Here is a 26,118-nt window from a genome sequence, read left to right as displayed (position 1 = left end):
ATTGTATGCGGAAACCCGAAAGGGAGGAGGGTGTTCATGTATGAAAAAATCTTTGCTAATCCTCGGTAGTATCGCCTTTATTTTAGGTGGATGCAATGGGCAGGCAGGTGAAGAACAAGAGCCTGTTGGTGATAACAATGGAGGCGGAAATGGTGCCGAAGAAGATAATGGCGGTGAAACCACAGAGGCTGGAGACGGCATGGAACTCTATGAGGACAACTGCTTGAGCTGCCACGGCGGTGATTTCGAAGGTGGTGCTGGTCCAGCACTAGATGGCTATGATTCGGACGAAGTAATGGCAGCCATTGAAGAAGGACCAGGATCGATGCCTGCGGATATTGTTACCGGCGATGATGCGGAAGCCGTTGCCGATTACGTAGAAGAAGAAGCAGGTTAAAAAGGAAAGAGCGCGTCTTGTCCCACACTTGTGAGACAGGGCGTTTTTTTTGGTTCCTTATCTTCATGTTTCATACGCTCGAGATTACTAGGGGCGGACGCTTCGTCTTGGCTCACCGCTGGAAACGTGGGGACAAACGGTGAAGAGAATATCTTAACGTTCATTTGGGGGGTTGGACGTTTTTGCATGCGATGAAATCAAATTGTAACTTTAATGAATGAATAGAAATGATATAATACGGAAGTGAATTTATGAGGATTTTGTCATTATCCCTCATAATTTGGATTTTTTCTATGGATGTGAGATTTTTGATTGATATGAAAAGGGTGAGAAAATCATACCCGAACAGGGTTCAAGCCTTGAACAACATCAATGTACATATAGGAAAAGAAGAGTTTGTTTATGTTGTCGGTCCTAGTGGAGCGGGTAAAACAACGTTCATCAAGCTTATTATTCGCGAGTTGAAGCCATCGGAAGGCAGCATTCATGTGAATGGTACAAACCTGGGTGACTTAACCGAAAAAGAAATTCCCTATTTACGTCGAAAAATAGGAGTTGTTTTTCAAGATTTTAAACTATTCCCGAAAATGTCCGTGTATGAAAATATCGCATTTGCGCTCGAAGTTATCGAAGCACCGGCGAATCGCATAAAAGAGCGGGTAATGGAAGTGCTCGATATCGTTCATTTAAAAGATAAAGCGCGCTTTTACCCAAGTGAGTTATCCGGGGGAGAGATGCAGCGGATTGCGATTGCCAGGGCGATCGTGAATCATCCGGCTATTCTTATTGCAGATGAACCAACAGGGAATCTGGACCCGGAAACGGCCTGGAGTATCATGGGTATTCTTGAGGAAATTAACAACCGTGGAACAACGGTTGTTATGGCTACCCATAATAGTCATATCGTCAATAATTTGAGAAAGCGTGTAATAGCGATCGACGACGGGAGAGTCGTGCGAGACGAATGGCGAGGGGCATATGGCTATGAAGCGTAGAACATTTGCCAGGCATATGAGAGAAGGCTTGAAAAATATCGGAAGAAACGGATGGATGAGTTTTGCGACCATCAGCGCCGTAACGATGCTGCTCTTTGTTATCGGCTCCTTTAGCGTGTTGATGCTAAACGCGAACAGCTTCATATCAGCAATTGAAAACGAAGTCGAGATTCGTGCCTTTCTGGAATTGGATACGGACAGTGACGAACAGCAAAATGTGATGCAAGAAATCGCAAATGCCTCAGAAGTTGAAGAAGTTCGTTACCTTGATCGTGAAGAAGGTTTGGATCAATTTATTGATAGCCTTGGTTCAGAGGGAGAGGTATACGAAAGCATCCGTGATGAGAATCCGTTTAACGATGCACTGGTCATTCAAGCGAGCGACCCCGAACTGACAGAAAATGTTGCAGCCGAAGTGAATCGCTTAGAAGAAATTGAGACGGTTGAATATGGGGCTTCCATCCTTACACAACTGTTTACTGTTACGAATTATGTGCGCATTATTGGCGGCGTGTTTATTTTAGGAATGTTGTTCACTACTATTTTCCTGATTTCCAACACGATTAAACTTACAATTATATCTCGACGTGACGAAATTCAAATTATGAAACTCGTTGGAGCAACGAATCGTTTCGTTCGCTTTCCATTTTTTATTGAAGGTTTGCTGATAGGTATCATTGGAGCCATTACTCCTATAGCTATCCTTGTTACTGGTTATGTTTATTTGTATGAATTCCTATCAACGCAGATGCCATTTATTACAATGCTTGAACCATTTCCGCTCGTTTGGCAAGTGTCTGCTTTACTAATTGGACTTAGCATTATCGTGGGGATCTGGGGAAGCCAAATGTCTGTCCGTAAGTTTTTACAAGTGTAGGTTACAGAAGCTAATGGGGGAACGTGAGGATGCAGGTCAAAAAACAGCTGCTGCTCGGGGCAGCGTTCATGTTGGGGCTATCGAGTTGGGCGGTCATGATTGGACAAGCCGAAGCGAATGGCGACTTGGAAGAGGAATTAGAAGAAATCCGAAAGTCCCAAGAAAATATTGAAGATGATATAGAAACGAAAGAGGAAGATTTAAAAGCTGTTGAAGAAGCGCAGGCGGAGATTAAGGAAGAGATTGAGGCATTGGATAAAGAAATGACTGAGACCGTTACAGCTATCGAAGAAAAGGAAGCGGAGGTCGATGCAGTCGAAGAAGAGCTGGAGCAATTAGATGAAGAAATTTCTCAGATTGAAGAGAGGATTGAGAAGCGGGATAAATTGTTAAAGGAACGAGCGACAACAATGTATAAAAGCGGCGGTGGGACTGTTGAATACATTGAGGTATTACTGGGAGCACAAAGTTTCGGTGACTTTATTGATCGAGTTCGTGCCCTCTCAACTATTGCCGAACAAGATCAGGAAATTCTCGATGAACATATTGCCGATCATGAATTATTAGAAGAGAAGAAAACAGCGGTTGAAGATAATCTAGTAACCTTGGAATCTCATGTTGATGAACTCGAAACATTGAGTTCGAACTTGGAAGCGCAAATGAAAGAAAAAGAAACTGTAATGGCCGGTCTCGATGAAGATGAGCACCAGCTGCTTGATGAGCTTGAAGAGATAGAAGATGAAGAAGAGATTTTACGCCAGCAAGAGCTTGCCAAAAAGAATGAAATTGAACGTGCTGAAAAAGCCGAGCAAGCGAATTCGAAAGCGGAAGACGAGACGAGTAGTAATCGTGAAGAATCCAGTTCTTCTTCACCCGTGGAAACGGCGAGTGCAAGTGAAGCTGAAAGCAGTGATGGGGATGAAAGCGGGTCATTGGCAAGGCCGGCAACAGGTGAATTCACCTCTCAGTATGGCATGAGAAATGGGAGCATGCACCATGGGGTCGATATTGGTCAAGGGGGTCGCTCGAACGTACCCATTGTTGCGGCTGAATCTGGCGAAGTTAGCTATGCAGGGTATATGGGAGGTTATGGTAAAACGGTCATAATCACACACCAGGTTGACGGTCAGACATTAACAACGTTATATGCCCACCTTGCCACGTCCAGTGTCTCTGTCGGGGATCAGGTCAGCCGTTCAGAACAAATCGGTATTATGGGGAACACCGGACGTTCAACCGGCCCTCATTTGCATTTTGAAGTACATGAAGGGGATTGGAACAGTTCTAAGAGTCATTCCGTTGATCCGATGAACTATATCCATTAGAAAGGGTCGAGTGAGAGGGGCTTCTCGCTTGATTTTTAATACGCTGACAAAATTTATAGAACCTGGTTGTACGTGTCTCTTTTGTTCTGCTCAGGAAAATGTGTTTAAATGGGAGAAAGAATAAAGGCATAATCAAACGAGTGCTTCATATGCTCGTATAGAATTAGTGGGGCGTTCGCAAGACGGCGCTTTTAAGTTTATAAGCATAGATCGAGGTGGGACGGGTATGAATGCAAGCGGAAAATGGCTAGTGATTGTAGTAGCAGCCGTCATGATTGCCGGCGCCGGTGGCGTAATTGCAGGAATTTCCATTGGTGAAGAGGAGCCAGGTCCAAATGCTGCCCCGCAATCGAATGATAACAGTACTGAGCCGACGACTGAAGAAGGCTGGGACAAAGTACATGAGGCGTATGATCTGATATCCGAACAATATGTGGAAGACGTTGACAATGAAGCCTTATTTGAAGGTGCCATCGAAGGTATGATCGAAGAGTTGGATGATCCCTATTCCGTGTATATGGATCCGGAAACCGCTAGTGAATTTGAGCAGTCTTTAAGTAGCGAATTTGAGGGCATCGGTGCCGAAGTTAACATGGTGAATGACACTGTAACCATCGTTTCTCCCGTTCAGGGTTCCCCCGCTGAGGAAGCTGGCTTGATGCCGGATGATCAAATCCTTGCAATTGACGGTAACTCCACCGAAGATCAAACGTTAAATGAAGCTGTGATGGATATTCGCGGAGAGGAGGGGACGTCCGTTGTCCTCACGATCGGGCGGCCATCAGCTTCTGAACCATTTGAAGTGGAAGTCGAGCGGGAGCCAATTCCAATGGAAACAGTAGAAAGCGAAACGATCACACAGAATGGCCAAACGATTGGTCTGATTGAGATTATTTCCTTCTCAGAAGATACAGCCACAGAATTTGAAGAACAATTAGATGCTTTGGAATCGGAGGGTATTGACGGATTACTTGTCGATGTTCGCGGTAATCCGGGGGGGTACCTGAATAGTGTGCAGGATATTGGAAGCCTATTAGTTCCAGAAGGTGAACCGATTGTTCAGATTGAAGAGCCGAATGGGGATGTGAACATTACACCTTCCGTACTTTCAGAGGAGAAAGATTACCCGATAGCTGGTCTGATTAATCAGGGAAGTGCATCAGCGTCAGAGATTTTAGCAGCGGCGCTTCATGAAGCGGGTGATTATGAGCTGATTGGCGAAACCACCTTTGGCAAAGGAACTGTTCAGCAAGCGTATCCATTTGCTGATGGAAGTGAAATGAATTTATCGATGTTTCGATGGTTAACGTCAGATGGGAATAATATTCACGAAGAAGGTGTGGAACCGACCATTGAAGTCACTCAACCTGACTACTTCTACACAACTGCACTGGCGGTGGATGAAACGTTAACGATTGATGATAACAATGAACAGGTGAGCAGCGCGCAAAACTTACTGCAAGGGCTTGGATTTGAACCAGGAAGAACAGACGGGTACTATGACGAGCAAACCGAAAATGCAGTAACTGCATTTCAGCAATCGTATGATTTAGAAGAAAGCGGAGAAATTGATGAAGAAACCGCCCAAAGCTTGCATAGTGCGATCGTTGATGAAATCCAAGATCCGGAAAATGACCGACAGTTAAATGCAGCCATTGATCATTTAGTCAATGAAGCGTCATAATTCCTCATTTCAGCACTGGAAATTCGCAGGAAAAACAAAATATTTGTCGAAATACATCCGCAAAAGTGGGTGTATTTTCTTTTTGATCTAGCAAAATGCTTAATCATGTACTATCGTTAGAGTAGTGGATTCCAAAAGGAGAACAAGTATGCAAAATTGGCTTATCGATATAGTAGTTGGAATTGGTATTTTCTTTATTCACCCGTTAACTTATGTGGGTCTATTGGCAATGCTATGGATCGGCTATCGCCGGGTAAAAAGAGAAAGAAAAATGTTTCATACTTCGCTTGGCAGTATGGGGGATGACCTCTTTCACCGGTTATTGCCAGGGTTGTTAGCGGGTTTTATAATCTCAATCATAACCGTCGTTACAGGGGTCATGCTCACGCCTGGGTATATCATCATAGCGGGGGTCATCTATCTTTTACTCATCTTAGTCGGTGGCGCCCGATTTGCTTCTCCGGCTTACGCGCTTGGGGTCGCATATCTGCTTACTTATTTGCTTACGGAGTATGTTTCAGCAGCTGGGAATACGGTCGCTGATGGATGGCTGTTGGAGCAGCTGTCAATAGCGCCCCTACCTGTGCTTATATTGATCGCCGTTTTCTTGGTGGTGGAAGGAGTGCTCGTCCGGAGCCAGGGCAAGCGACAACAATTTTCACCGATTCGCTTACGCAGTTCACGAGGGAAGTGGCTCGGAGGCCAACGTCTGGACAGACTTTGGCTTGTGCCCGTATGCTTATTTGTTCCTGGCGAAACGTTTGCTACTGAAGGCTGGTGGCCGCTTCTCTCGGTAACAGATGAGGTCTCTATGTTAGTTTTACCGTTTCTGATAGGTGTTCAGCAAACAGTCATTGGTCAATTGATGGTTACAAAAGTGAAAGAGGCTGGAACGAGGTTGATGAGGCTAGGCATTCTCGTGTCAGTTGGAGTACTGGTATATGTTTACCAGCCATGGCTTGCTTTCCCGCTTTTACTAGCTGTGATTCTAGGTAGATTGTGCTTGCAGTTCTATGAATATCGAAGCGATCGAAAAAAACCGGTGTATTTTGTCCCAAGAACAGAAGGTGTTGTCATCCTTGGGGTGATGCCCGGATCACCTGCTGAAAAAATGGGGTTATTACCCGGAGAAGTCATCACAAAAGTGCATCAGGAAAGTGTGAATGATGAATGGAGTTTTTATCACAACTTACAAATTAATTCAGCATATGCCCATGTCGAAGTCATTGATAACGAAGGTGAGCCCCGTGTTGAAAGAGCGGCGATTTATGACAATCAGCACCATGAACTAGGTTTATTGTTTTTGCATCCTAATAAAGAAGAGAATGTCTTCGCCCGACGAACAGGGTAAATATATTGTTCATAGGACCTTCCGAAAAGTGGCACCCTAAAACGAAGCCACCCTCGGGAGGCTTTTTGTCTATGAATGGCTACGAGGGGTTGAGCGAAAGAATGTTCGTTCATTACTTGTTTATGATATAATAGAAATATACGAATGGAACGTTACATGAAGGAGGATTTGCTGATGGAGCAAGTATTTAAACTTGAATCAGCCTATCAGCCTGAGGGCGATCAACCAAAAGCAATAGAGAAGATCGTCGAAGGGATCAAAGCCGGACGGCAACATCAAGTATTGTTAGGGGCGACAGGAACTGGGAAAACGTTCACAGTTTCGAATGTCATTCAAGAAGTAAAAAAGCCCACGCTAATCATTGCCCATAATAAAACGCTTGCTGGCCAGCTATACAGCGAGTTTAAGTCATTTTTTCCAAATAACGCTGTCGAGTACTTTGTCAGCTACTATGATTATTATCAGCCTGAAGCCTATGTCCCTCAGTCTGATACATTTATTGAAAAAGATGCGAGTATTAACGATGAAATTGATAAATTACGCCACTCTGCGACGAGCGCACTTTTTGAACGTGATGACGTCATCATTATTGCAAGTGTCTCCTGTATTTACGGCCTGGGTTCGCCGGAGGAATACCGGGAGCTTGTCGTTTCACTTCGAACCGGTATGGAAAAAGGCAGAGACCAGTTACTCAATGAGCTTGTCGATATTCAATATGATCGTAACGATATCAACTTCACGAGAGGGACCTTCCGTGTCCGGGGGGATGTCGTCGAGGTTTTCCCAGCTTCTCGTGATGAACACTGTATACGAGTCGAGTTTTTTGGCGATGAAATTGATCGTATTACCGAGGTCGATGCCTTGACCGGTGAAGTGCTTGGCGAACGGAATCACGTGGCCATCTTCCCAGCCTCTCACTTTGTTACCCGCGAGCAAAAAATGAAAAAAGCGATTGTGAATATCGAGAAGGAATTGGAAACACGTCTTGCGGAATTGAAACAAGAGGACAAATTGTTAGAAGCACAGCGTCTTGAACAACGTACACGTTATGATATTGAAATGATGCAGGAAATGGGCTTTTGTTCAGGTATCGAAAATTATTCACGCCACTTAACGTTTCGCGAACCTGGTGAATCACCTTATACACTCCTGGATTTCTTTCCGGATGATTTTCTCATGATCGTGGACGAGTCTCATGTGACGCTTCCTCAGGTCCGGGGTATGTACAACGGAGATCAGGCTCGGAAGCAGGTGTTGGTTGATCATGGATTTCGTCTTCCATCGGCCATGGATAACCGTCCTCTGAAGTTTAAGGAGTTTGAAAAAAGGTTATCACAAGCTGTATATGTATCGGCAACACCCGGCCCTTATGAAGAAGAAAAAGCGCCCGAAGTTGTTGAGCAAATCATCCGGCCGACGGGTCTGCTTGATCCAAAGGTTGACGTGAGACCGATTGAAGGTCAAATTGATGATTTGATTGGTGAAATTAACGAACGTCAATCAAGGGGTGAGCGCGTGCTCGTCACTACTTTGACGAAGAAAATGTCCGAAGACTTGACTGACTACTTGAAAGAAGTCGGGATTAAGGTTAAATATTTACACTCGGACATTAAGACGTTGGAGCGGCTGGAAATCGTTCGACAGCTTCGCCTCGGGGAATTTGATTGCCTTGTGGGCATTAATCTCCTCCGGGAAGGGCTGGACATTCCAGAAGTCTCCCTTGTGGCGATTTTAGATGCGGATAAAGAAGGATTCTTGCGCGCAGAACGATCGCTGATCCAAACCATGGGTCGTGCCGCCCGTAATGCCAACGGTGAAGTTATTATGTATGCGGATAAAGAAACGCGCTCAATGGAAGTTGCGATCAGCGAAACGAACCGGCGCCGCAGTATTCAAGAGGCATACAACGAAGAACATGGAATTACACCGAAAACGATTGAAAAAGCAGTGCCGCAAACCATACAGGCAACCGTCGCTGCTGAGGATCAAGAAAGCTATGTAGCACCGAAAGATAAAAACTTAACGAAGGACGAGAAAGAAAAATTAATTACCCAAGTAGAAGACGAGATGAAGGAAGCGGCAAAATTGCTTGACTTTGAACGTGCTGCCGAACTTCGTGATACCCTTATTGAATTAAAAGGTAAAAAAACATCGTGAAGCGGGTAATAAAATGAAGGGATGACCGTACCTATGGCCTTGGAAAATATAAGCATTAAAGGTGCACGTTCGAATAACCTTAAAGATGTCGATATTACCATTCCTCGCGACAAGATGATTGTTTTCACAGGATTATCAGGTTCAGGGAAATCGTCACTTGCTTTCGATACCATTTATGCAGAGGGGCAAAGGCGTTACGTGGAGTCCCTTTCATCCTATGCCCGTCAATTTCTTGGGCAAATGGATAAACCAGATGTTGATTCGATTGAAGGGTTATCTCCGGCGATCTCGATTGATCAAAAAACAACTAGCCAAAACCCTCGTTCGACGGTGGGCACGGTTACGGAAATTTACGATTATTTACGGTTATTATTTGCACGTGTCGGAGTTCCGTTTTGCCCGAACCATGGGGTTCGCATCACTTCCCAAAGTGTACAGCAAATGATCGACCAATTGATGGATTATCCTGAGCGTACGCGCATGCAAATTCTTGCCCCGGTTGTAAACGGCCGCAAAGGAACCCATGCAAAAATCTTTGAAGAATTAAAGAAAAAAGGGTTTGTCCGTGTTCGTGTTGATGGGGATATCCGTGATTTGTCTGAAGACATTGAGCTGGAAAAAAATAAAAAGCACAATATTGAAGTGGTAATCGATCGAGTAATTATAAAAGAAGGTGTCGAATCTCGTATTTCAGGATCCTTAGAGACAGGTTTGGAACAATCTGGAGGGCGGTTGTTAATCGACGTTATAGATGGAGATGAAGTGTTGTTTAGTCAACATCATTCGTGTCCGTATTGCGGCTTTTCGATTGGTGAGTTAGAACCACAGCTGTTTTCATTTAATAGCCCTTCCGGTGCCTGTCCGACCTGTGATGGGATTGGTTCAAAATTTGAAACCGACGAAGAACTTGTCGTCCCGGACCCAACATTAACGCTGCGTCAACATGCCATTCAGCCATGGAAGCCAACGAGTTCAAATTACTATCCGCAACTTCTTGAGGCTGTATGTGAGCACTTCGGGATTGATATGGATGTGCCCTTTGAACAGTTAAACAAGCAGGATATACAGCTTTTGTTCCATGGAAGTAAAAAAGAGCGTATCCGCTTTCGCCATGAAAATGAATTCGGGGCGGTAAAAGAGCGAACCATCTATTTTGAAGGTGTGTTGAATAACATCTCAAGGCGTTATCATGGGACTTCGTCGGACTATATTCGCGAACAGATGGAGCAATATATGATTCGTAAAGCCTGTACGTCCTGTAAGGGTTATCGTCTTCGGGATGAGGCTCTCGCTGTGTTCGTAAATGGCAAGCACATTGGTGAGGTGACTGGCTTAGCAGTCAGTGAATCGAAGGCGTATATAGAATCCTTGGAGCTAACAGATAAGGAAATGCAAATTGCCCGCCTCGTGATTCAGGAAATCTCGAATCGCCTCGGTTTCCTTGAGAATGTAGGCATCGAATATTTGACCCTTAGCCGCACTGCCGGCACGCTTTCAGGCGGGGAAGCCCAGCGCATTCGCTTAGCTACACAGATCGGCTCTGCTCTTATGGGAGTCCTTTATGTTCTCGATGAACCCTCGATCGGTTTACATCAGCGTGATAATATGCGCTTGATCCGTACACTTGAACGTATGCGTGATCTTGGCAATACCCTGATTGTCGTTGAGCATGATGAAGATACGATGTTAGCAGCGGATGAGATTGTTGATATTGGGCCCGGGGCCGGTGTTCAGGGAGGATATATAACTGCCCAGGGAACGCCGGAAGAAATTACGGAAAATGATCATTCACTTACCGGGCAATACCTATCCGGACGCAAGTTCATCCCTCTGCCAAAAGAACGTCGGAAGCCTGATGGACGGACATTAACGATAAAAGGCGCAAAGGAGAACAATTTAAAAAATGTTGACGTTGATATTCCTCTCGGTCTGTTAAATGTGGTAACAGGTGTTTCAGGGTCCGGAAAAAGTACACTCATCAATGATATTTTACGTAAATCACTTTCCCGAAACTTGCATAAGGCTAAAGAAAAACCGGCACGCCATAAGGAAATTAAAGGGATTGGAGAGCTTGATTACGTTGTCAACATTGATCAGTCCCCAATAGGACGCACTCCACGTTCGAACCCTGCGACGTACACTGGTGTGTTCGATTACATCCGTGAGGTATTCGCGATGACAAATGAAGCAAAAGTGCGAGGATATAAAAAAGGACGCTTTAGTTTCAATGTTAAGGGAGGCCGCTGTGAGAATTGCCGCGGGGACGGTATCATAAAAATTGAAATGCACTTTCTCCCCGATGTATACGTACTGTGCGAAGAATGCGGCGGTAAACGCTATAATCGTGAAACGTTAGACATACGTTACAAAGGGAAGAATATTGCGGATGTATTAGAAATGACGGTTGATGAAGCTGTAGACTTTTTCGAAAACATTCCGAGGATCAATCGGAAAATCCAAACGTTAAAAGATGTAGGGCTTGGTTATATTAAACTTGGACAATCGGCAACGACATTATCTGGTGGCGAGGCACAACGCGTAAAACTTGCGTCACAACTACATCGGCGCACAAGTGGAAGGTCCCTTTATATCTTAGATGAACCAACGACCGGACTTCATGTTGATGATATTCGCCGCTTAATGCAAGTGTTACAGCGTCTCGTTGAGAATGGTGATACAGTCATCATCATTGAGCATAATCTTGATGTTATTAAAACGGTGGATCATATTATTGATCTTGGCCCAGAAGGCGGCGATGGAGGTGGTGAAATCGTTGCGACAGGAACACCGGAAGAAGTAGCTGATATAGAGGAGTCTCACACCGCCCGTTATTTAAAACCGATCCTCGAACGTGAACGCGAGAGAATGGAAGCTGTAGAGAAAGGCGAGCTCGCGGTTAAGTAATTTGAAACCCGGCCTACTTATGCTTCGTAATTAGGGCAGATGAAATTAAAAAGCGGGGGATAAATCATGGAAGAACGTAAAATGATTCTAAAGATGGTAGAAGAAGGTAAGATCAGCGCAGAGGACGGAAGTAAACTGATCAAAGCGTTAACCCCGGAAAACGAGAAGAAAACGACATCAAGTGAAGCCACATCACGAAAAAGCAAAGAAGAGCCGCGATATACATCAAGTACTGATTTAACGACGAAGATTAATTGGGACGAAAGTAACCGCCATTTTGATGAATCGGCGAAGCAGCGTCAAGAAGAATGGGAGGGCAAAGGTTCTCCTTGGTCCGAAGGGGCACGTTGGTTCACAGATTTTGTAGATACCGCTGTTCATAAAATCAAAGAGATGGATCTTGACTTTAACTTTGGTTCTGCACAGGATATCAACCATATTTTTCAGCACACAAACATGAAAGAGCGGAATTTTGACTTGTCTGTTGAAAATGGCTCGATTGATATACAGCCGTGGGATGAGGCTGATGGTAAGGTTGAGTGCAGTGCAAAAGTTTATAAAGCGGAAAGCGAAGAGGACGCCCGTCGAATTTTCCTTGAAGACACTGTTTTTGAATCTGTGGATGGTGAACTTCGATTCTATACAAAATCGAGGAAAATCAAATTGCAGGCTACAGTATATGTTCCTAAAGAGCGCTATGAGAAACTTAGTGTTTACACCTTTAACGGCCATTTGCACGTGAATGGTATCAACGCCATATCGTTGTCCGCAAAAGCGGTAAACGGAGGTTTAGAGATAGAAGATATTCATACTACTAAGCTTGAAGCAGAAACAGTCAACGGCCCGATTGATATTAGAGGGGGTTCAGTAGAACGAGCCGACCTTCGAACCGTACACGGTACAATCGATATCGATGGAGACGTTCAAGACATTGATGCCGAATCCGTTAACGGCTCTGTAAATTGCCGCGTTCTGGAAAGTAAAAGCGGGCATGCTTCTTTAAGGGCAACGACAGGTTCCGTATTTATCGCTGTACCAGAAGGGGTACGTACAGAAGGTAAGTTAAGAACAAATGTCGGAAATTACCATTGGAAGCTTCCCAATGTGGAGGTCGTCGATGAAAAACGCGATTTTATTCAAAAATCGTTAACGCTCGTTTCCAATCCGGATCAATCAACTGTGTTCCGTGTGGATGCCAGTACGAAAACGGGCTCTGTTTCTTTGAAGACGCATGATCGTTAAAATTGGAAGTTTAAGGGGAATCAGCGAAATGAAACATCTCGTTCGTTCCGAGAACAACCGGATGATCACTGGTGTTTGTGGAGGAATTGGCAAACATCTGAATATCAATCCGATCATCATTAGAGTAATTGCTGTGATCGGTCTCTTTGTTGGTCTACCGGTCACGGTTCTTATCTATCTCGCACTTACGGTGTTAGTGCCAAGTGAAGGAGCTTCATAATGGGCTGCTTATTCAATATTTTAGTGAATGTGGTAGTTTTAATACTCACAGGTTTTTTCTTTACTGGCTTTGAATTGGAAAATATCTGGGCAGCACTGATTGCTGCTGTGCTTCTTGGAATATTGAATGCGGTTGTGAGGCCGGTTCTCGTCGCTCTTACTCTCCCCATTACTGTGTTGACGCTAGGGATTTTTCTATTTGTGATCAATGCGGTGCTGCTAATGTTGATTTCGTGGGTCATGGGTGATGCATTTGTAATCGACGGCTTTGGGACGGCAATCCTGGCGGCAGTCGTCATGGCGATTATCAATGCTCTGATTAACCTAGTGCTAAAGCCATTTAAATAGAAGGTAAAAAGTACCTGCTTTGCATGAAGGCGGGTACTTTTTAGTAATTTTAGGATGAAATCACTCCACAAACATTTAAGAAGTAAAATATGCATCATGCCCGTGAAAGGTGCAGAAAAGGTTTGGCCATACCATTCGAACGTAAAAACGTGCTACAATGAAATGGATTTCTTAGCGATGGAGCGTTCTATCAAGCTTTTCGAATCATGGAGGGAACAAGATGACAAAGGTCACAGCGCGGGAGTTAATCGACCGTTTCTCCTTGGAACTATTAAGTGGAGACGAAGGGATTTATCGCCCGATTACGATGAGCGACATTTCTCGTCCGGGGATGGAAATGACAGGTTATTTTACATATTACCCACGTAGACGCTTGCAAGTGCTCGGTCGAACGGAGCTCACATTTCTTGAGCGTTTAGATACGGATGTAAAAGTAGAGAGACTTGATAAACTTTGTACGCAAAATACACCAGGTATTATCATATCGCGAAATTTAGAAGCACCACCGGAACTCATTAATGCCTCAGAGCATGCAGGGGTCCCTCTTATGCGCGCGGATGTGACGACAACGCGTCTGATTAGTCAAATAACAAATTTTCTTGAAGCTCAGCTTGCAGAAACAACAGCTGTTCATGGTGTGCTTGTGGATATTTATGGAATTGGAGTACTGATCACTGGTGCCAGTGGTGTTGGAAAAAGCGAAACTGCCCTTGACCTCGTACGACGCGGTCATCGTTTAGTGGCTGATGATTCGGTAGAAATTAGCCAACAGCATGCCGATACGTTAATGGGACGTCCGCCGAACCTCATTAAACATCTTCTTGAGATACGTGGGCTTGGCATTATCGACGTGATGACGTTATTCGGCGCCCGTGCAGTGCGCCCTTTTAAGAAAATTGTTATGAATGTCCATCTTGAACTTTGGGATGAGGAAAAAGCTTATGACCGCCTTGGCATTGATGAGGACAAGATGAGTATCATCGAGACAGACATTCCGAAATACACCATTCCTGTTCGGCCCGGGCGTAACCTGGCGGTAATTGTGGAAGTGGCTGCTATGAATTTCCGGCTCAAACGAATGGGGATCAATGCTGCGCAGGAATTCTCTGATAAATTAATGGATGTGATTGAAGATTATGATCGCGATGAACTTTAAACCAAAAGTAAGGGGATGGGATCAATGATTTATCAAGTCCAACCCATCGATCCGATTGCATTCGAGCTTGGGCCGTTATCTGTGTATTGGTACGGCGTCATTATTGGGTTAGGGGCACTCATAGGTTACATAATAGCGACAAGAGAGGCTAAAAAACGAGGGCTTCCCAATGATTTATTCGCTGATTTACTCATTTGGGCCATTCCCATTTCTATTATTAGCGCTCGTCTTTACTATGTATTGTTTAATTTGGAATACTATGTACATGATCCGTTGCAGATGTTTGCCATTTGGGAAGGTGGCCTCGCCATTCATGGCGGCCTGATTGGAGCGGTAATCACAGGGGCGGTATTTGCCCGTCTTCGCGGAATTTCGTTTTGGAAGCTGGCGGATATAGCAGCGCCCAGTATTATTCTCGGCCAAGCGATTGGACGCTGGGGGAACTTTATTAACCAAGAAGCCCACGGAGGCGAGGTTTCTCGTATATTCTTGGAAAATATCATGTTGCCCGAATGGATCATCGACCAGATGTTCATTGAAGGTGCATATTACCATCCTACTTTCCTCTACGAGTCAATCTGGAACTTCTTAGGGTTCGCGTTGCTCCTCTATCTACGTCGTGTGAACTTACGTCGGGGTGAACTCTTTTTAACGTATGTTATCTGGTACTCCTTTGGACGTTTTTTCATCGAGGGCCTCCGTACCGACAGTTTAATGATCGCCGATTTTCTTCGTACCGCACAAGTCATCTCGATCATTCTTATTGTCGGATCCATCATCGTCATGATTTATCGCCGGAGAAAGGGATTAGCGAAAAAGCGATATTATGATACGGATAAGGAACAAAAGAAGAATAAAAAGAAGAAAAAGTGACAATGGGGTAGGATAAGACATGCAAACATTCAAGAAAGGTTTAAAATCTGGGTTCTCAACGACCTGGATGTTGGCCAAAATCATATTCCCGATCACTTTTGCTGTGACGCTCCTCTCTTTTACACCGGTGCTTGATTGGGTTTCTTCCCAACTGGCGCCGTTCATGTCTTGGATCGGGTTACCTGGTGAAGCGGCTATCCCGCTTGTGCTTGGGAATTTTTTGAATTTATACGCGGCTATCGGGTCAATATTAACGTTTGAATTTACTGTAAAAGAAGTGTTTATTCTAGCCGTTATGCTTTCATTTTCACATAATTTACTTGTTGAATCAGCGGTGGCTGCTAAGCTCGGGATTCGTATTTCGGTCGTATTGGCGGTGAGGATCGGGTTAGCCGTGGTTTCTGCATTTCTTATTCACTGGATTTGGCAGGGAGGGGATGAACCTGCCCAGTATGGCTTTGTGAGCGGCACTGAAACCACCGAAGCCAGCGGTAGTTTCGAAATCTTTTGGGAAGCGGTTATGAGTGCCTCGATGGGCGTATTGCAACTGGCAATATTCGTTTTTCCAATTATGATGTTAATTCAAGTGATGAAAGATTTTAATATCCTTGATTGGTTTTCGAATAAAATGCTTCCTTTTACCCGAATGCTTGGAATTCAACCCAATACCTCTACCACGCTAGCATCTGGGATTATATTTGGTCTTGCTTTTGGAGCAGGGGTTATGATTCAAGAAGCGCGTGAGAACGGGGTGAAAAAAAAGGATTTATATCTCGTTTTTATTTTTCTTGTCGCCTGTCATGGCGTTATTGAAGATACGCTTATTTTTATTCCGCTCGGTATCCCGGTTTTGCCATTGCTTATTATACGGGTGGTTACTGCCATACTATTAACGATGGCGATTGCGTATTTCTGGAATCGAGCAGAAAGACAGCAGAAAGGGGACTATGTCGATGCAGAACGTGAATACAGTACTTTTTGATCTTGATGGAACACTCATTGATACGAACGATTTGATTATTGCTTCTTTCACTTATACATTGGATCATTACTTTCCCGGAAGATTTCAACGTGAGGATATTCTTCCATTTATTGGCCCGCCTCTCCATGATACTTTTCATTCGCTGGACCCGGAGAAAGCTGGGGAAATGATGGCCATGTACCGGGAACATAATCATACTCACCACGATGAGCTCCTCAAAGAATACAGCGGTGTCCGAGAAGCGGTTGAAGGACTCTCCAAAGCGGGATTTCAATTAGGGATTGTCACAACAAAACGAAGTCCGACGACATGGAAAGGACTGGAATTAACCGGATTAAAACCTTACTTCAAAACCGTTATCACTCTGGATGATGTCGAACATGCTAAACCCCATCCTGAGCCGCTTGAGAAGGCAATGGATGCATTAGGTGCTGTGCCAGAACATACCTTAATGGTCGGGGATAATGTTCACGATATTGAAGGGGGGAAACAAGCGGGAACGAAAACCGCCGCTGTTGCCTGGTCGATTAAAGGAGCCGAGGCGTTAATAAAAGAGAAACCAGACATCATGCTCGAAGACATGCGCGAACTTCTCACGATTTTGGAGGCGCCGGTCAAATGAGAAAGACCGAACGTTACCCTGTTCCTAAAGACAACTCCCTCTGGCGGCTTTATAAAACGGTTTCGTTTTTTAAAGTCGTGAAAAATTTTGTCGTCATTGAGATCGCTCGTGTGACCCCTTTTCTGAGCGTTAAAAACTGGCTATATCGGAGTTTCTTAAGGATGAATGTTGGTGAAAAATCAGCTTTTGCCTTGAAGGTGACACCGGATGTAATGTTTCCGGAAAAAATTTCGGTGGGGAACAACTGTGTCATCGGCTTTGAAACAACTATTCTCGCGCATGAATATTTGATCGATGAATTTCGTATCGGAGAAGTTCATATTGGGGATAATGTCATGATCGGTGCACATTCGTTAATTCTTCCTGGTGTTTCCATAGGAGACGGAGCCGTTGTTTCAGCGATGACGCTTGTACATAAAGATGTACCTGCTGGAACTTTTGTTGGGGGAAATCCAATGCAGGTGATTCGAAGTTCGAGGGCATAAAAAGGTGGAGGGATAGTGGAAGCGTTCATCGTTTTAGGTTTATTGTTTTTCATTCTGTTCATAGTTTTAATCGGAGTGGGGATGTATCTATTATTTGCATTTGGCCTTTTTCGCCTGGCACAAAATGAGGGGCATTTATCCCTTACGCGCAATATTATACGCTTTGTATGGTTATACGGGATCGTTTGCCTGCCAACTTTCGTGACGTACTGCCGTGGTTGATCATAGGATTGGCTGCTTTGCAATTTCTGTTTAGCGTGTTTACATCGATCGTTCCCTTCGGGTTTGTTCTTACCATTCCTGGTGAAATCGCTTTTTTAGGATTTTTATTGTATGCCTTTATTGAATTATTTAGGAAGTATAGTGACATTTACATCGTCTTTTTTATCTTTTCAGTGTTAACGTTAAGCGTACTTGCTTATGTCTTCACTTTTGTGATTAGAAAAAATGGGTCAAACCCTGTGAACAATGAGGCCGTTGTCTAAAAGGATCCGTATTGCTAGTGATGTAATACGGATTTTTACAGCTATTAAAGGATGTTCAAAAAGTCTGGGAAAATGGCCGTCGTATCTCTTCGTCGTCTTGCGTCTGTGCTCCTTACGTATGAAACCATATCCTCGAAAAAGAACCACTTTTTCTTCGTGCGAAGTGAATACTTTCGTCGTGCAGGCAGGATGCTAGAATCTGCGTCTTCTCGACCTGCTAGCTCTTTTTCTCCTCCTTTTTGAACACGCTCTTTTAGGTCGAATCGTTGACGATGTGGAACCTTCCCTGTAAACTATAAAATAACAAAACATTTTATTACATTATCGAACTAAAGGATTTAGATGGAGGCTGTCGCATGTCATTGCCGTTGATGTTTGAAAAGCCATTAGGAATGATTGATACGTTGCCTGCGCTCTATGAACGTACGGGCGAGGTGCGTCGTGATATTGAATGTGAGGTGAAGAGCTGGGGTTATCGCCCCATACAAACGCCTTCGCTGGAATATTATGATACGGTTGGAGAAGCTTCAGCCATTCTTGATCAACAGTTGTTTAAACTGATGGATCGGGAAGGACAAACGCTTGTACTGCGCCCGGATATGACAGCACCAATCGCTCGTGTTGTTAGTTCCAGCATGCAAGACGAACCCCTCCCCATTCGGTTGTCGTATTGCAGTTCTCTATTTCGTGCTCAACAAAGAGAGGGGGGGAGACGATCGGAATTTGAGCAATTTGGTGTTGAACTCGTGGGGGATTCTACCATTAACGGAGACGCTGAAGTGATTGCGTTACTACAGTCTTCCCTTCGTGCTTCCGGGTTATCAAACTTTCGGTTAGCCGTTGGGCATATTGGTTTTATGAACGCTTTATTTGCAGAAATTGTCGCTGACGAGGCGATTGCTAATGAACTTAAACGTTATCTGTATGAAAAAAATTATGTTGGATATCGGCAATATGTCGAGCGTCTCGACCTTACTACATCAGATAAAACACGCCTCAATCGAGTGCATCAATTGCGCGGCAGCATTGAGGTGCTTAATCGTGCGAAGGAGATCGCCCACACTCGAGAAGCCCATGAAGCGATCGCTGAGATTGAGGCATTATGGAAAGTACTTGAAACGATTGGTGTAAGTGAATATATGCAAGTCGATCTTAATCTAGTCATGCATATCGATTATTACACAGGAGTGGTGTTTGAAGGATATGGAGGGTCACTGGGCTTCCCTCTCGCGAGCGGTGGGCGGTACGATGAATTGCTCGGAAAATTTGGGCGGCCGGCTAGTGCGACAGGCTTTGGCATTCGCCTGGATCGGCTGATCGAAGCAGTGAACCATTTAGAGGGGGAGAGAAAGGCAAACCCAGTGCTTGTTCTCTTTTGTAAAGAACAGCAACAGGAAGCAATGCGTGAAGCGCATAGGCGCCGGAAACAAGGAGAGGCAGTTGTATTGCAGAATATCGCAGGTATTCCTGATGTTGATGCTTATATCAAAAGATACTCGGAGGTCGTTTCCTTCCTGGATACTGGCTCGAGGAGGGAGAAAGAAGATGAGTAACGATTGGATTACATTTGCAATGCCGAAAGGCAGGATTTTCGAAGAGGCGGCAGAACTACTGCGGCGGGCGGGGTACCCATTGCAGGATGATTTCTCTGCTGGCAGGAAGCTCATCGTTGAGGCCCCCGATGCAGGGATGAAATTCTTTTTATCCAAGCCGATGGATGTACCGACATATGTGGAGCATGGCGTCGCGGACATTGGTGTGGCAGGCAAAGATGTTCTGCTGGAGGAACAAAGAGACGTGTATGAAGTGCTCGATCTCCACATTAGTGCCTGTTATTTGGCAGTTGCGGGGTTACCGAATCGAATGCCTAAGCGGGTCACGCCAAAAATAGCTACAAAGTACCCAAATATCGCGACGCAATATTTCAAAGAACAAGGAGAACAAGTAGAAGTCATTCGGCTCAGCGGTTCCATTGAACTTGCGCCGTTAGTCGGGCTGGCTGATCGAATTGTTGACATCGTTTCTAGTGGACGGACACTTAAAGAAAACGGGCTATTGGAACTAGAAACAATTGAGTCTGTGACGTCGCGTTTAATCGTAAATCCAGTGAGCTATCGCATGAAAGATCAACAGATTGACGAAATTGTTGCTCGCTTATCCATGGTTGTTGAGGAAGGGGGAACTCTCCTTGGAAATCATACAAGTTGATGAACGTATAAGTTTACGAAGAGATCCGGAAACGGGAAATGAAGACACCCAGGCCATTGTAGATGAAATCATCGCGGCCATTCGAAAAGATGGCGATGAAGCGTTGCGGGCGTATACAAAAAAACTGGATGGCGCTGAGTTGGATGCGCTTTTTGTGACTGAAACAGAACGGTTAAAAGCGTATGAAGCGCTTGATGATACTGTGATCTCAGCTCTGCAGCAAGCTATCATAAATATCCGTGATTTCCATGAACGTCAACGGTCCCAGTCGTGGATGACGACGAAAGAAGACGGAACGATGCTTGGGCAGCAAGTTACCCCCCTAGACGCGGTTGGCGTTTATGTGCCTGGCGGAAAAGCCGCCTATCCCTCGACGATCCTGATGGATGTGATTCCCGCGCAAGTGGCAAACGTCGGTCAAATTATCATGACGTCACCGCCCGACACTTCTGGGCTTCTGCATCCTGCAGTTGTCGTTGCAGCATCTGAACTAGGTGTAGAGCAGATCGTCAAAGCTGGGGGTGCGCAAGCAATTGCCGCTTTAGCTTACGGCACCGAGTCTGTCCCCGCCGTTGATAAAATCGTTGGACCTGGAAATTCCTTTGTCGCATTAGCCAAACGTGCGGTTTATGGACACGTCGATATTGACATGATCGCGGGTCCTAGTGAAATCGTGGTTATCGCAGATGACACTGCACGTGCGGATTATGTTGCAGCTGATCTATTATCACAAGCTGAACATGAGGAACGAGCGACAGCAATTGTGGTTACGCCATCAAAACCACTCGCGGACAAGGTAGTAGAAGAGGTGGATCGTCAGTTAGAAGACCTTCCACGGGCAGCCATTGCACGGAAAGCGCTTGATGATTATGGGGCCATTTATCTCACTGCCAACATGAACCAGGCGGTAGATGTGGTGAACCAATTAGCGCCCGAACATGTGGAGGTTTTAGTGGCTGAACCGTTTCATTATCTAGGGAAAATCAGACACGCTGGGGCCATTTTTCTAGGTGAAAACAGTGCTGAAACGGTGGGTGATTACTTTGCCGGGACCAACCATGTTTTGCCGACGAATGGAACCGCGCGTTTTTCAAGTCCGCTTACCGTCGATGATTTTATTAAAAAATCAAGTATTATTCATTATAGCCGAGAAGCGCTTGAAACGAATGCAAAGATGATTGCTTCTCTTGCACGTGTCGAAGGCTTTGAAGCACACGCACGGGCTGTGGAAATTCGTAAGAAAGGAGCCTCTGAGCATGAGTAAGGAAAGAAATGCAAACGTTCGGCGTCAAACCGGGGAAACGGACATTGAATTAGAGGTTGTGTTAGATGGTGAAGGGCAAGCAAGTATTGATACCCCGGTTCCGTTTTTGAGTCATATGCTTGATCTTTTTACGAAACATAGCCATTTTGATATACGTGTGCAGGCTGCTGGTGATGTGGATGTTGATGATCACCATACAACAGAAGATGTAGGGATTTGTCTTGGACAAGTCATCCATGAAGCACTCGGGGATAAAAAAGGCATTCGTCGATATGGACATGCCTATGTCCCTATGGATGACGCCCTTGTTCAGGTTGTGGTTGACCTTAGTAATCGCCCCCATCTTGAATTTCGGGGCGAGCTTGGGGCCCCTAAGGTTGGTACATTTGATACGGAGCTTGTACGGGAGTTTCTCTGGAAATTCGCCGTTGAATCACGTATGAATCTTCATGTAATTGTCCATTACGGGTGGAATACTCATCATATCATCGAAGCGATTTTCAAGGCATTGGCAAGGGCATTAGCAGACGCGGTGGAAAGAGATCCACGCGTCAAAGGGATCCCATCGACGAAAGGGATGTTATAGATGATCGGAATCGTAGATTATGGAATGGGCAACTTACATAGCGTGAGCAAAGCACTCGAGCGTCTGGATACTCCGTACGTCTTGAGTGAAGATCTTGATACGCTCTCTGCATGTGAGGGGTTGATTCTACCTGGCGTCGGATCATTTAAAGACGCAATGGCGATTCTCCGTAAAAAAAAGATGGACGTCATGATCCAGCAGTGGGTTAAGGAGGGCCATCCCCTTCTCGGAATATGTCTTGGTATGCAGCTTCTATTTGCTGAAAGTGAGGAAAATGGATATACCGAAGGGCTTGATATTTTACCGGGAAGAGTGCGGCGTTTTGCAGGAAAAACACGGGCAGGGGTCCGTTATAAAGTGCCCCATATGGGCTGGAATATCCTTCGGTATCAGCAGCCGAACCAGCCGCTTGTGAAAGGTGCTGAAGAAGGACATGTATATTTTGTTCACTCGTATGTGGTACATGCTGACACCCCGGATGTCGTCATTGCGACAGCGAATTACGATGGAGAGGTGCCAGCGATAGTCGGACGTCATCACGTGTTTGGCACTCAATTTCATCCGGAAAAAAGCAGTATCCTTGGTATGCAGCTTTTAAATAACTATGTACAATACGTTCAAGAAAGGCAGGGAGAACGAAGTGACAGCTTTTAATTTATTTCCTGCCATCGATATCCGAAATGGAAAATGCGTGCGGTTGCGGCAAGGGGATTATAATCAGGAAACCGTTTATGGGGACTCGCCTGCTGAAATGGCCGTGACATTTGCGGAAGCTGGCGCGGAGTGGGTACACGTTGTCGATTTGGATGGTGCCCGTGAAAAAAAGCCCATCAATGATGAAGCGATTTTTCAAATTGCAAAGGAAACAGATGTAATGATTCAGATAGGTGGCGGCATTCGCACGGAAAGAGATGTCAAACATTATCTAGAAGGTGGGGTAGAGCGCGTTATTTTAGGATCGGTCGCCGTACAAAATCCTGCTTTTACAGAAAAGATGTTACAAACATATCCCGGGCGGATCGTGATTGGACTTGATGCGCGCAATGGTCAAGTAGCGGTGAATGGCTGGCTAGAATCTTCGGGTGTTCAAGTGGAAGAGCTCGCGATTAAGATGAAGGCCGCAGGTGCGGATACTTTTATCTTTACTGATATTGAAAAAGATGGAATGTTGCAAGGACCGAATGTGGAGGCTAATGCTGCTCTTGCAAAAGCAAGCGGTGCCAACGTCATTGCCTCTGGCGGTGTAACCCATCTAGATGATCTCCGTACGCTTTTGCACAATCGGGAAGACGGACTCGTGGGCGCGATCGTAGGGAAAGCCCTATACACTGGTGCGGTTGACTTAGAAGAAGCACTTAAAGAGGTGAGAGAGTCATGTTAACGAAGCGGCTGGTCCCTTGTTTGGATGTGAAGGAAGGACGGGTTGTCAAAGGTGTCCAGTTCGTAGGGCTACGAGATGCAGGGGACCCGGTAGATCTCGCGGCTTATTACGATCGCGAAGGAGCGGACGAGCTTGTTTTCCTCGATATCTCGGCATCTCATGAAGGAAGGAAAACAATGGTGGATGTTGTCCGAGAAGTGGCGGGAAAACTTGCAATCCCGTTCACCGTTGGCGGCGGTATCAACAGTGTGGATGATATGCGCCAGATTCTACGTGCAGGTGCAGATAAAGTATCATTGAATACGGCAGCGGTAAAAAACCCGACACTCATCTCCGAAGGCGCTGATTTCTTTGGAGCCCAATGCATTGTTGTTGCTATTGATGCAAAATGGGACGATCGTTTGCAATCGTGGCGTGTATATACGCATGGCGGGCGTCAGGAGGCCGACTTGGAGGTGACAGCTTGGGCGCAAGAAGCTGTACGAAGAGGTGCAGGTGAAATACTGTTAACGAGTATGGACCAGGACGGTGCGAAAACGGGATTTGATCTAGCGTTAACGCGTGCGGTGAACGCAGTGGTAAGCGTTCCTGTGATAGCTTCCGGGGGAGCCGGAGATCGTCAGGATTTTACGGACGTATTTGTGCAGGCGGGCGCTGATGCAGCCTTGGCAGCTTCCATTTTTCATTACAAAGAAACGGCTGTCTCGGAAGTGAAAGATGCGTTAAGAAAACAAGGGGTGAACGTGCGATGAATGCAGATAAACTCGTTTATAATGCTGATGGATTAATTCCTGCGGTCGTGCAGGATGTGATGAGTAAAGAGGTGCTCACCGTCGCCTATATGAATGAAGAATCGCTAAAAAAAACAATGGAGACGAAAGAAACCTGGTTTTACAGCCGTTCCCGCCAAGAACTTTGGCATAAAGGGGAGACGTCGGGCCATGTGCAAAACGTCATTGATATTCGTTATGATTGCGATCAGGATTCGCTTTTAGTTCTCGTTCAGCCGGAGGGCCCGGCTTGCCATCGTGGTACATATACCTGTTTTACCGAAAGTCTGCTCTCGAAAGAAACTACTTCTGAAAAAAGTGATTTTGAGATTTTAAGAGAGCTAACCGCCACCATAGCATCGAGGAAGCATGAACGTCCTGCTGGCTCTTATACGACGTATTTATTTGATGAGGGCATAGACAAGATTTTGAAAAAAGTCGGCGAAGAAGCTTCAGAAATTATTATTGCGGCTAAAAATCGCGATAAACGCGAACTTTCTTGGGAGAGCGCTGATTTTATTTTTCACCTGCTCGTATTGTTAGAAGAACAGCAATTACCGATTGATCGTATGATGGAAACATTAAGGGAACGACACGCGAAATAAGGTGAATGAGATGATGACGCACACGGGTTTTTGGGGTGCGTCATATTTTATGTTATAATAGAAATAATGCATAATTTACCCGGAGGGCGGGTGTTTTCATGGGGCAAGTGATCCCTTTTATACAAAATCCTGAGTATTTTTTTAAACGTGGAGTTATATCTTATCAAAATAAAGATTGGAATCGTTCGATCCGCTATTTACAACGTGCGATTGAATTACGCCCCCTCGAAGGGGTTTTTCATTGTCAACTGGCTGCTGTCCTATCTGATATGGGTCGGTATGAACGGTCAAATGAAATTTTGCTTCATGTATTAGATCATATTGATGAGGGTCTGTATGATTGTTACTATTTTCTTGCAAATAATTATGCTTATCTAGGCTTATTTGATAAATCACGGGAGGCAGCTTTAAATTATTTAGCACTCGATCCTGAGGGAGAGTTTAGCGCTGATATAAAGGATCTGCTCGAATTGTTAGATGTGGAGGTGGATGAGGGTTTTCCGTCTGATCGCGAGAGTGGAGATTCCCCCTTACCTGATGAATTGATACTCCAATACGAACGTGCAGGCCGCCTTATTAATGAAGGGCATTATCAAAAGGCAGAGCAACTATTACAGGGGATGGTCGTCGATTATCCTTCTTATTATGCTGCCTATAATCAGCTCGCGCGGACGTTACACTTGCAGGGGCGAACCGACGAAGCCATCGATTTCCTCTCGACATTGCTAGCGGAAACGACTTATGTGCCTGCGGCTTGCCAACTGACGTTGCTGCTCGAGGATCAACAACTTGATCAGGAGGCTGATCAATGGAAGCAGAAGCTTAGGCAGCTGGCACCCATTGATAAAAGTCATATGTACAAATTGGCGGCTACGCATTGTCGGCTTGGTGAATATGAGCAAGCACTCTTGTCTTTTCATTTTTTACAAAAACAAAGCCTTCCTGAAAAAAACGGCTCTTATTTCTATCGGTATGGAGTCGCTGCCTTCCATTGTGGGTACAATAATAGAAGCTGGAAAGCGTGGAAGACCGCCTGTGAATATGGGCATGAAAAGGCCGCAAGCCTTTTGCAGAAATGGAAAGAGCAATCGCTAAAAAACGAAGAAGTTCAATGTGATCACGTCCATGATTTATCATTTGGGTTAGACTAAGCAGATGAATGGACGATGAATTGGAAGTCGGGATATGATATAGGTAAGAGA

At 45.1% G+C, this 26,118-nt stretch carries 26 protein-coding genes; all 26 read left to right on the top strand.

Annotated elements, in window-relative coordinates; translation table 11 throughout:
• Positions 1 to 40: 40 nt before the first annotated feature.
• Positions 41 to 397 (top strand): c-type cytochrome, encoded by a 357-nt coding sequence (locus tag HNR44_RS11445; protein ID WP_184404411.1) that lies wholly within the window; start codon positions 41 to 43, stop codon positions 395 to 397.
• Between the two features lie 308 nt (positions 398 to 705).
• The gene (ftsE, locus tag HNR44_RS11440; protein WP_184404685.1) at positions 706 to 1,392 is read left to right on the top strand and encodes a cell division ATP-binding protein FtsE; all 687 of its coding nucleotides are present in this window, start codon (positions 706 to 708) and stop codon (positions 1,390 to 1,392) included.
• On the top strand, positions 1,382 to 2,269 hold the full coding sequence (gene ftsX, locus HNR44_RS11435; protein ID WP_184404410.1) for a permease-like cell division protein FtsX: 888 nt from the start codon (positions 1,382 to 1,384) through the stop codon (positions 2,267 to 2,269). Before ftsE ends, ftsX begins: the two co-directional genes overlap by 11 nt.
• Positions 2,270 to 2,298: 29 nt before the next feature.
• Positions 2,299 to 3,594: a murein hydrolase activator EnvC family protein gene (locus HNR44_RS11430; RefSeq protein WP_184404409.1), complete on the top strand. Its 1,296-nt coding sequence runs from the start codon at positions 2,299 to 2,301 to the stop codon at positions 3,592 to 3,594.
• A gap of 226 nt (positions 3,595 to 3,820) precedes the next feature.
• Positions 3,821 to 5,278: a S41 family peptidase gene (locus HNR44_RS11425; RefSeq protein WP_184404408.1), complete on the top strand. Its 1,458-nt coding sequence runs from the start codon at positions 3,821 to 3,823 to the stop codon at positions 5,276 to 5,278.
• 148 nt (positions 5,279 to 5,426) lie between these two features.
• Complete coding sequence (locus tag HNR44_RS11420) at positions 5,427 to 6,629, top strand: PDZ domain-containing protein (RefSeq protein WP_184404407.1); 1,203 nt, start codon at positions 5,427 to 5,429, stop codon at positions 6,627 to 6,629.
• Between the two features lie 174 nt (positions 6,630 to 6,803).
• Entirely contained in the window at positions 6,804 to 8,786 is a 1,983-nt protein-coding gene (gene uvrB / locus HNR44_RS11415) for an excinuclease ABC subunit UvrB (protein WP_184404406.1), read from the top strand.
• A gap of 33 nt (positions 8,787 to 8,819) precedes the next feature.
• Positions 8,820 to 11,690 (top strand): excinuclease ABC subunit UvrA, encoded by a 2,871-nt coding sequence (uvrA, locus tag HNR44_RS11410; RefSeq protein WP_184404404.1) that lies wholly within the window; start codon positions 8,820 to 8,822, stop codon positions 11,688 to 11,690.
• 66 nt (positions 11,691 to 11,756) lie between these two features.
• A complete protein-coding gene (locus HNR44_RS11405) occupies positions 11,757 to 12,932 on the top strand; it encodes a DUF4097 family beta strand repeat-containing protein (RefSeq protein ID WP_184404403.1) in 1,176 nt (391 codons plus the stop codon).
• A gap of 28 nt (positions 12,933 to 12,960) precedes the next feature.
• Positions 12,961 to 13,152, top strand: coding sequence for a PspC domain-containing protein (locus HNR44_RS11400; protein WP_184404402.1), 192 nt, complete (start codon positions 12,961 to 12,963; stop codon positions 13,150 to 13,152).
• A complete protein-coding gene (locus tag HNR44_RS11395; protein ID WP_184404401.1) occupies positions 13,152 to 13,499 on the top strand; it encodes a phage holin family protein in 348 nt (115 codons plus the stop codon). Before HNR44_RS11400 ends, HNR44_RS11395 begins: the two co-directional genes overlap by 1 nt.
• A 220-nt stretch (positions 13,500 to 13,719) precedes the next feature.
• Positions 13,720 to 14,655 carry an HPr(Ser) kinase/phosphatase gene (gene hprK, locus HNR44_RS11390; protein WP_184404400.1) on the top strand — a complete coding sequence of 312 codons (936 nt, stop codon included), beginning with the start codon at positions 13,720 to 13,722 and terminating at the stop codon, positions 14,653 to 14,655.
• Between the two features lie 24 nt (positions 14,656 to 14,679).
• A complete protein-coding gene (lgt, locus tag HNR44_RS11385; RefSeq protein WP_184404399.1) occupies positions 14,680 to 15,528 on the top strand; it encodes a prolipoprotein diacylglyceryl transferase in 849 nt (282 codons plus the stop codon).
• A 19-nt stretch (positions 15,529 to 15,547) separates the two neighbouring features.
• Positions 15,548 to 16,510 (top strand): nucleoside recognition domain-containing protein, encoded by a 963-nt coding sequence (locus tag HNR44_RS11380; RefSeq protein WP_184404398.1) that lies wholly within the window; start codon positions 15,548 to 15,550, stop codon positions 16,508 to 16,510.
• Positions 16,476 to 17,132 carry a pyrophosphatase PpaX gene (ppaX, locus tag HNR44_RS11375; RefSeq protein ID WP_184404397.1) on the top strand — a complete coding sequence of 219 codons (657 nt, stop codon included), beginning with the start codon at positions 16,476 to 16,478 and terminating at the stop codon, positions 17,130 to 17,132. Before HNR44_RS11380 ends, ppaX begins: the two co-directional genes overlap by 35 nt.
• Positions 17,129 to 17,617, top strand: coding sequence for an acyltransferase (locus HNR44_RS11370; RefSeq protein WP_184404396.1), 489 nt, complete (start codon positions 17,129 to 17,131; stop codon positions 17,615 to 17,617). Before ppaX ends, HNR44_RS11370 begins: the two co-directional genes overlap by 4 nt.
• A gap of 239 nt (positions 17,618 to 17,856) precedes the next feature.
• Positions 17,857 to 18,102, top strand: a complete 246-nt coding sequence (locus tag HNR44_RS11365) for a hypothetical protein (RefSeq protein WP_184404395.1) — start codon at positions 17,857 to 17,859, stop codon at positions 18,100 to 18,102.
• 356 nt (positions 18,103 to 18,458) lie between these two features.
• The gene (locus HNR44_RS11360; RefSeq protein ID WP_184404394.1) at positions 18,459 to 19,655 is read left to right on the top strand and encodes an ATP phosphoribosyltransferase regulatory subunit; all 1,197 of its coding nucleotides are present in this window, start codon (positions 18,459 to 18,461) and stop codon (positions 19,653 to 19,655) included.
• Entirely contained in the window at positions 19,648 to 20,310 is a 663-nt protein-coding gene (hisG, locus tag HNR44_RS11355; protein WP_184404393.1) for an ATP phosphoribosyltransferase, read from the top strand. The genes HNR44_RS11360 and hisG overlap by 8 nt, the downstream gene beginning before the upstream one ends.
• Positions 20,291 to 21,574, top strand: coding sequence for a histidinol dehydrogenase (gene hisD, locus HNR44_RS11350; protein WP_184404392.1), 1,284 nt, complete (start codon positions 20,291 to 20,293; stop codon positions 21,572 to 21,574). The genes hisG and hisD overlap by 20 nt, the downstream gene beginning before the upstream one ends.
• A complete protein-coding gene (gene hisB / locus HNR44_RS11345) occupies positions 21,567 to 22,160 on the top strand; it encodes an imidazoleglycerol-phosphate dehydratase HisB (protein WP_184404391.1) in 594 nt (197 codons plus the stop codon). The genes hisD and hisB overlap by 8 nt, the downstream gene beginning before the upstream one ends.
• Positions 22,161 to 22,814, top strand: coding sequence for an imidazole glycerol phosphate synthase subunit HisH (hisH, locus tag HNR44_RS11340; protein ID WP_184404390.1), 654 nt, complete (start codon positions 22,161 to 22,163; stop codon positions 22,812 to 22,814).
• Positions 22,801 to 23,541 carry a 1-(5-phosphoribosyl)-5-[(5-phosphoribosylamino)methylideneamino]imidazole-4-carboxamide isomerase gene (gene hisA / locus HNR44_RS11335; RefSeq protein WP_184404389.1) on the top strand — a complete coding sequence of 247 codons (741 nt, stop codon included), beginning with the start codon at positions 22,801 to 22,803 and terminating at the stop codon, positions 23,539 to 23,541. Before hisH ends, hisA begins: the two co-directional genes overlap by 14 nt.
• Positions 23,535 to 24,293, top strand: a complete 759-nt coding sequence (gene hisF, locus HNR44_RS11330) for an imidazole glycerol phosphate synthase subunit HisF (protein ID WP_184404388.1) — start codon at positions 23,535 to 23,537, stop codon at positions 24,291 to 24,293. The genes hisA and hisF overlap by 7 nt, the downstream gene beginning before the upstream one ends.
• A complete protein-coding gene (gene hisIE, locus HNR44_RS11325) occupies positions 24,290 to 24,916 on the top strand; it encodes a bifunctional phosphoribosyl-AMP cyclohydrolase/phosphoribosyl-ATP diphosphatase HisIE (RefSeq protein WP_184404387.1) in 627 nt (208 codons plus the stop codon). Before hisF ends, hisIE begins: the two co-directional genes overlap by 4 nt.
• A gap of 98 nt (positions 24,917 to 25,014) precedes the next feature.
• A complete protein-coding gene (locus HNR44_RS11320) occupies positions 25,015 to 26,067 on the top strand; it encodes a tetratricopeptide repeat protein (protein WP_184404386.1) in 1,053 nt (350 codons plus the stop codon).
• The last annotated feature ends 51 nt before the right edge of the window (positions 26,068 to 26,118 follow it).

The organism is Geomicrobium halophilum (genome assembly GCF_014207655.1).
GTDB lineage: Bacteria > Bacillota > Bacilli > Bacillales > Marinococcaceae > Geomicrobium > Geomicrobium halophilum.
This window is presented reverse-complemented; position numbering and strand designations above follow the sequence as displayed.

What these genes read in the sequence shown, in the direction of transcription:
- HNR44_RS11445 (WP_184404411.1), top strand. Translation starts at nt 41, where the DNA reads ATGAAAAAATCTTTGCTAATCCTCGGTAGTATCGCCTTTATTTTAGGT.
- ftsX (WP_184404410.1), top strand. Translation starts at nt 1,382, where the DNA reads ATGAAGCGTAGAACATTTGCCAGGCATATGAGAGAAGGCTTGAAAAAT.
- HNR44_RS11430 (WP_184404409.1), top strand. Translation starts at nt 2,299, where the DNA reads ATGCAGGTCAAAAAACAGCTGCTGCTCGGGGCAGCGTTCATGTTGGGG.
- HNR44_RS11425 (WP_184404408.1), top strand. Translation starts at nt 3,821, where the DNA reads ATGAATGCAAGCGGAAAATGGCTAGTGATTGTAGTAGCAGCCGTCATG.
- HNR44_RS11420 (WP_184404407.1), top strand. Translation starts at nt 5,427, where the DNA reads ATGCAAAATTGGCTTATCGATATAGTAGTTGGAATTGGTATTTTCTTT.
- uvrB (WP_184404406.1), top strand. Translation starts at nt 6,804, where the DNA reads ATGGAGCAAGTATTTAAACTTGAATCAGCCTATCAGCCTGAGGGCGAT.
- uvrA (WP_184404404.1), top strand. Translation starts at nt 8,820, where the DNA reads ATGGCCTTGGAAAATATAAGCATTAAAGGTGCACGTTCGAATAACCTT.
- HNR44_RS11405 (WP_184404403.1), top strand. Translation starts at nt 11,757, where the DNA reads ATGGAAGAACGTAAAATGATTCTAAAGATGGTAGAAGAAGGTAAGATC.
- HNR44_RS11400 (WP_184404402.1), top strand. Translation starts at nt 12,961, where the DNA reads ATGAAACATCTCGTTCGTTCCGAGAACAACCGGATGATCACTGGTGTT.
- HNR44_RS11395 (WP_184404401.1), top strand. Translation starts at nt 13,152, where the DNA reads ATGGGCTGCTTATTCAATATTTTAGTGAATGTGGTAGTTTTAATACTC.
- hprK (WP_184404400.1), top strand. Translation starts at nt 13,720, where the DNA reads ATGACAAAGGTCACAGCGCGGGAGTTAATCGACCGTTTCTCCTTGGAA.
- lgt (WP_184404399.1), top strand. Translation starts at nt 14,680, where the DNA reads ATGATTTATCAAGTCCAACCCATCGATCCGATTGCATTCGAGCTTGGG.
- HNR44_RS11380 (WP_184404398.1), top strand. Translation starts at nt 15,548, where the DNA reads ATGCAAACATTCAAGAAAGGTTTAAAATCTGGGTTCTCAACGACCTGG.
- ppaX (WP_184404397.1), top strand. Translation starts at nt 16,476, where the DNA reads ATGTCGATGCAGAACGTGAATACAGTACTTTTTGATCTTGATGGAACA.
- HNR44_RS11370 (WP_184404396.1), top strand. Translation starts at nt 17,129, where the DNA reads ATGAGAAAGACCGAACGTTACCCTGTTCCTAAAGACAACTCCCTCTGG.
- HNR44_RS11360 (WP_184404394.1), top strand. Translation starts at nt 18,459, where the DNA reads ATGTCATTGCCGTTGATGTTTGAAAAGCCATTAGGAATGATTGATACG.
- hisG (WP_184404393.1), top strand. Translation starts at nt 19,648, where the DNA reads ATGAGTAACGATTGGATTACATTTGCAATGCCGAAAGGCAGGATTTTC.
- hisB (WP_184404391.1), top strand. Translation starts at nt 21,567, where the DNA reads ATGAGTAAGGAAAGAAATGCAAACGTTCGGCGTCAAACCGGGGAAACG.
- hisH (WP_184404390.1), top strand. Translation starts at nt 22,161, where the DNA reads ATGATCGGAATCGTAGATTATGGAATGGGCAACTTACATAGCGTGAGC.
- hisF (WP_184404388.1), top strand. Translation starts at nt 23,535, where the DNA reads ATGTTAACGAAGCGGCTGGTCCCTTGTTTGGATGTGAAGGAAGGACGG.
- hisIE (WP_184404387.1), top strand. Translation starts at nt 24,290, where the DNA reads ATGAATGCAGATAAACTCGTTTATAATGCTGATGGATTAATTCCTGCG.
- HNR44_RS11320 (WP_184404386.1), top strand. Translation starts at nt 25,015, where the DNA reads ATGGGGCAAGTGATCCCTTTTATACAAAATCCTGAGTATTTTTTTAAA.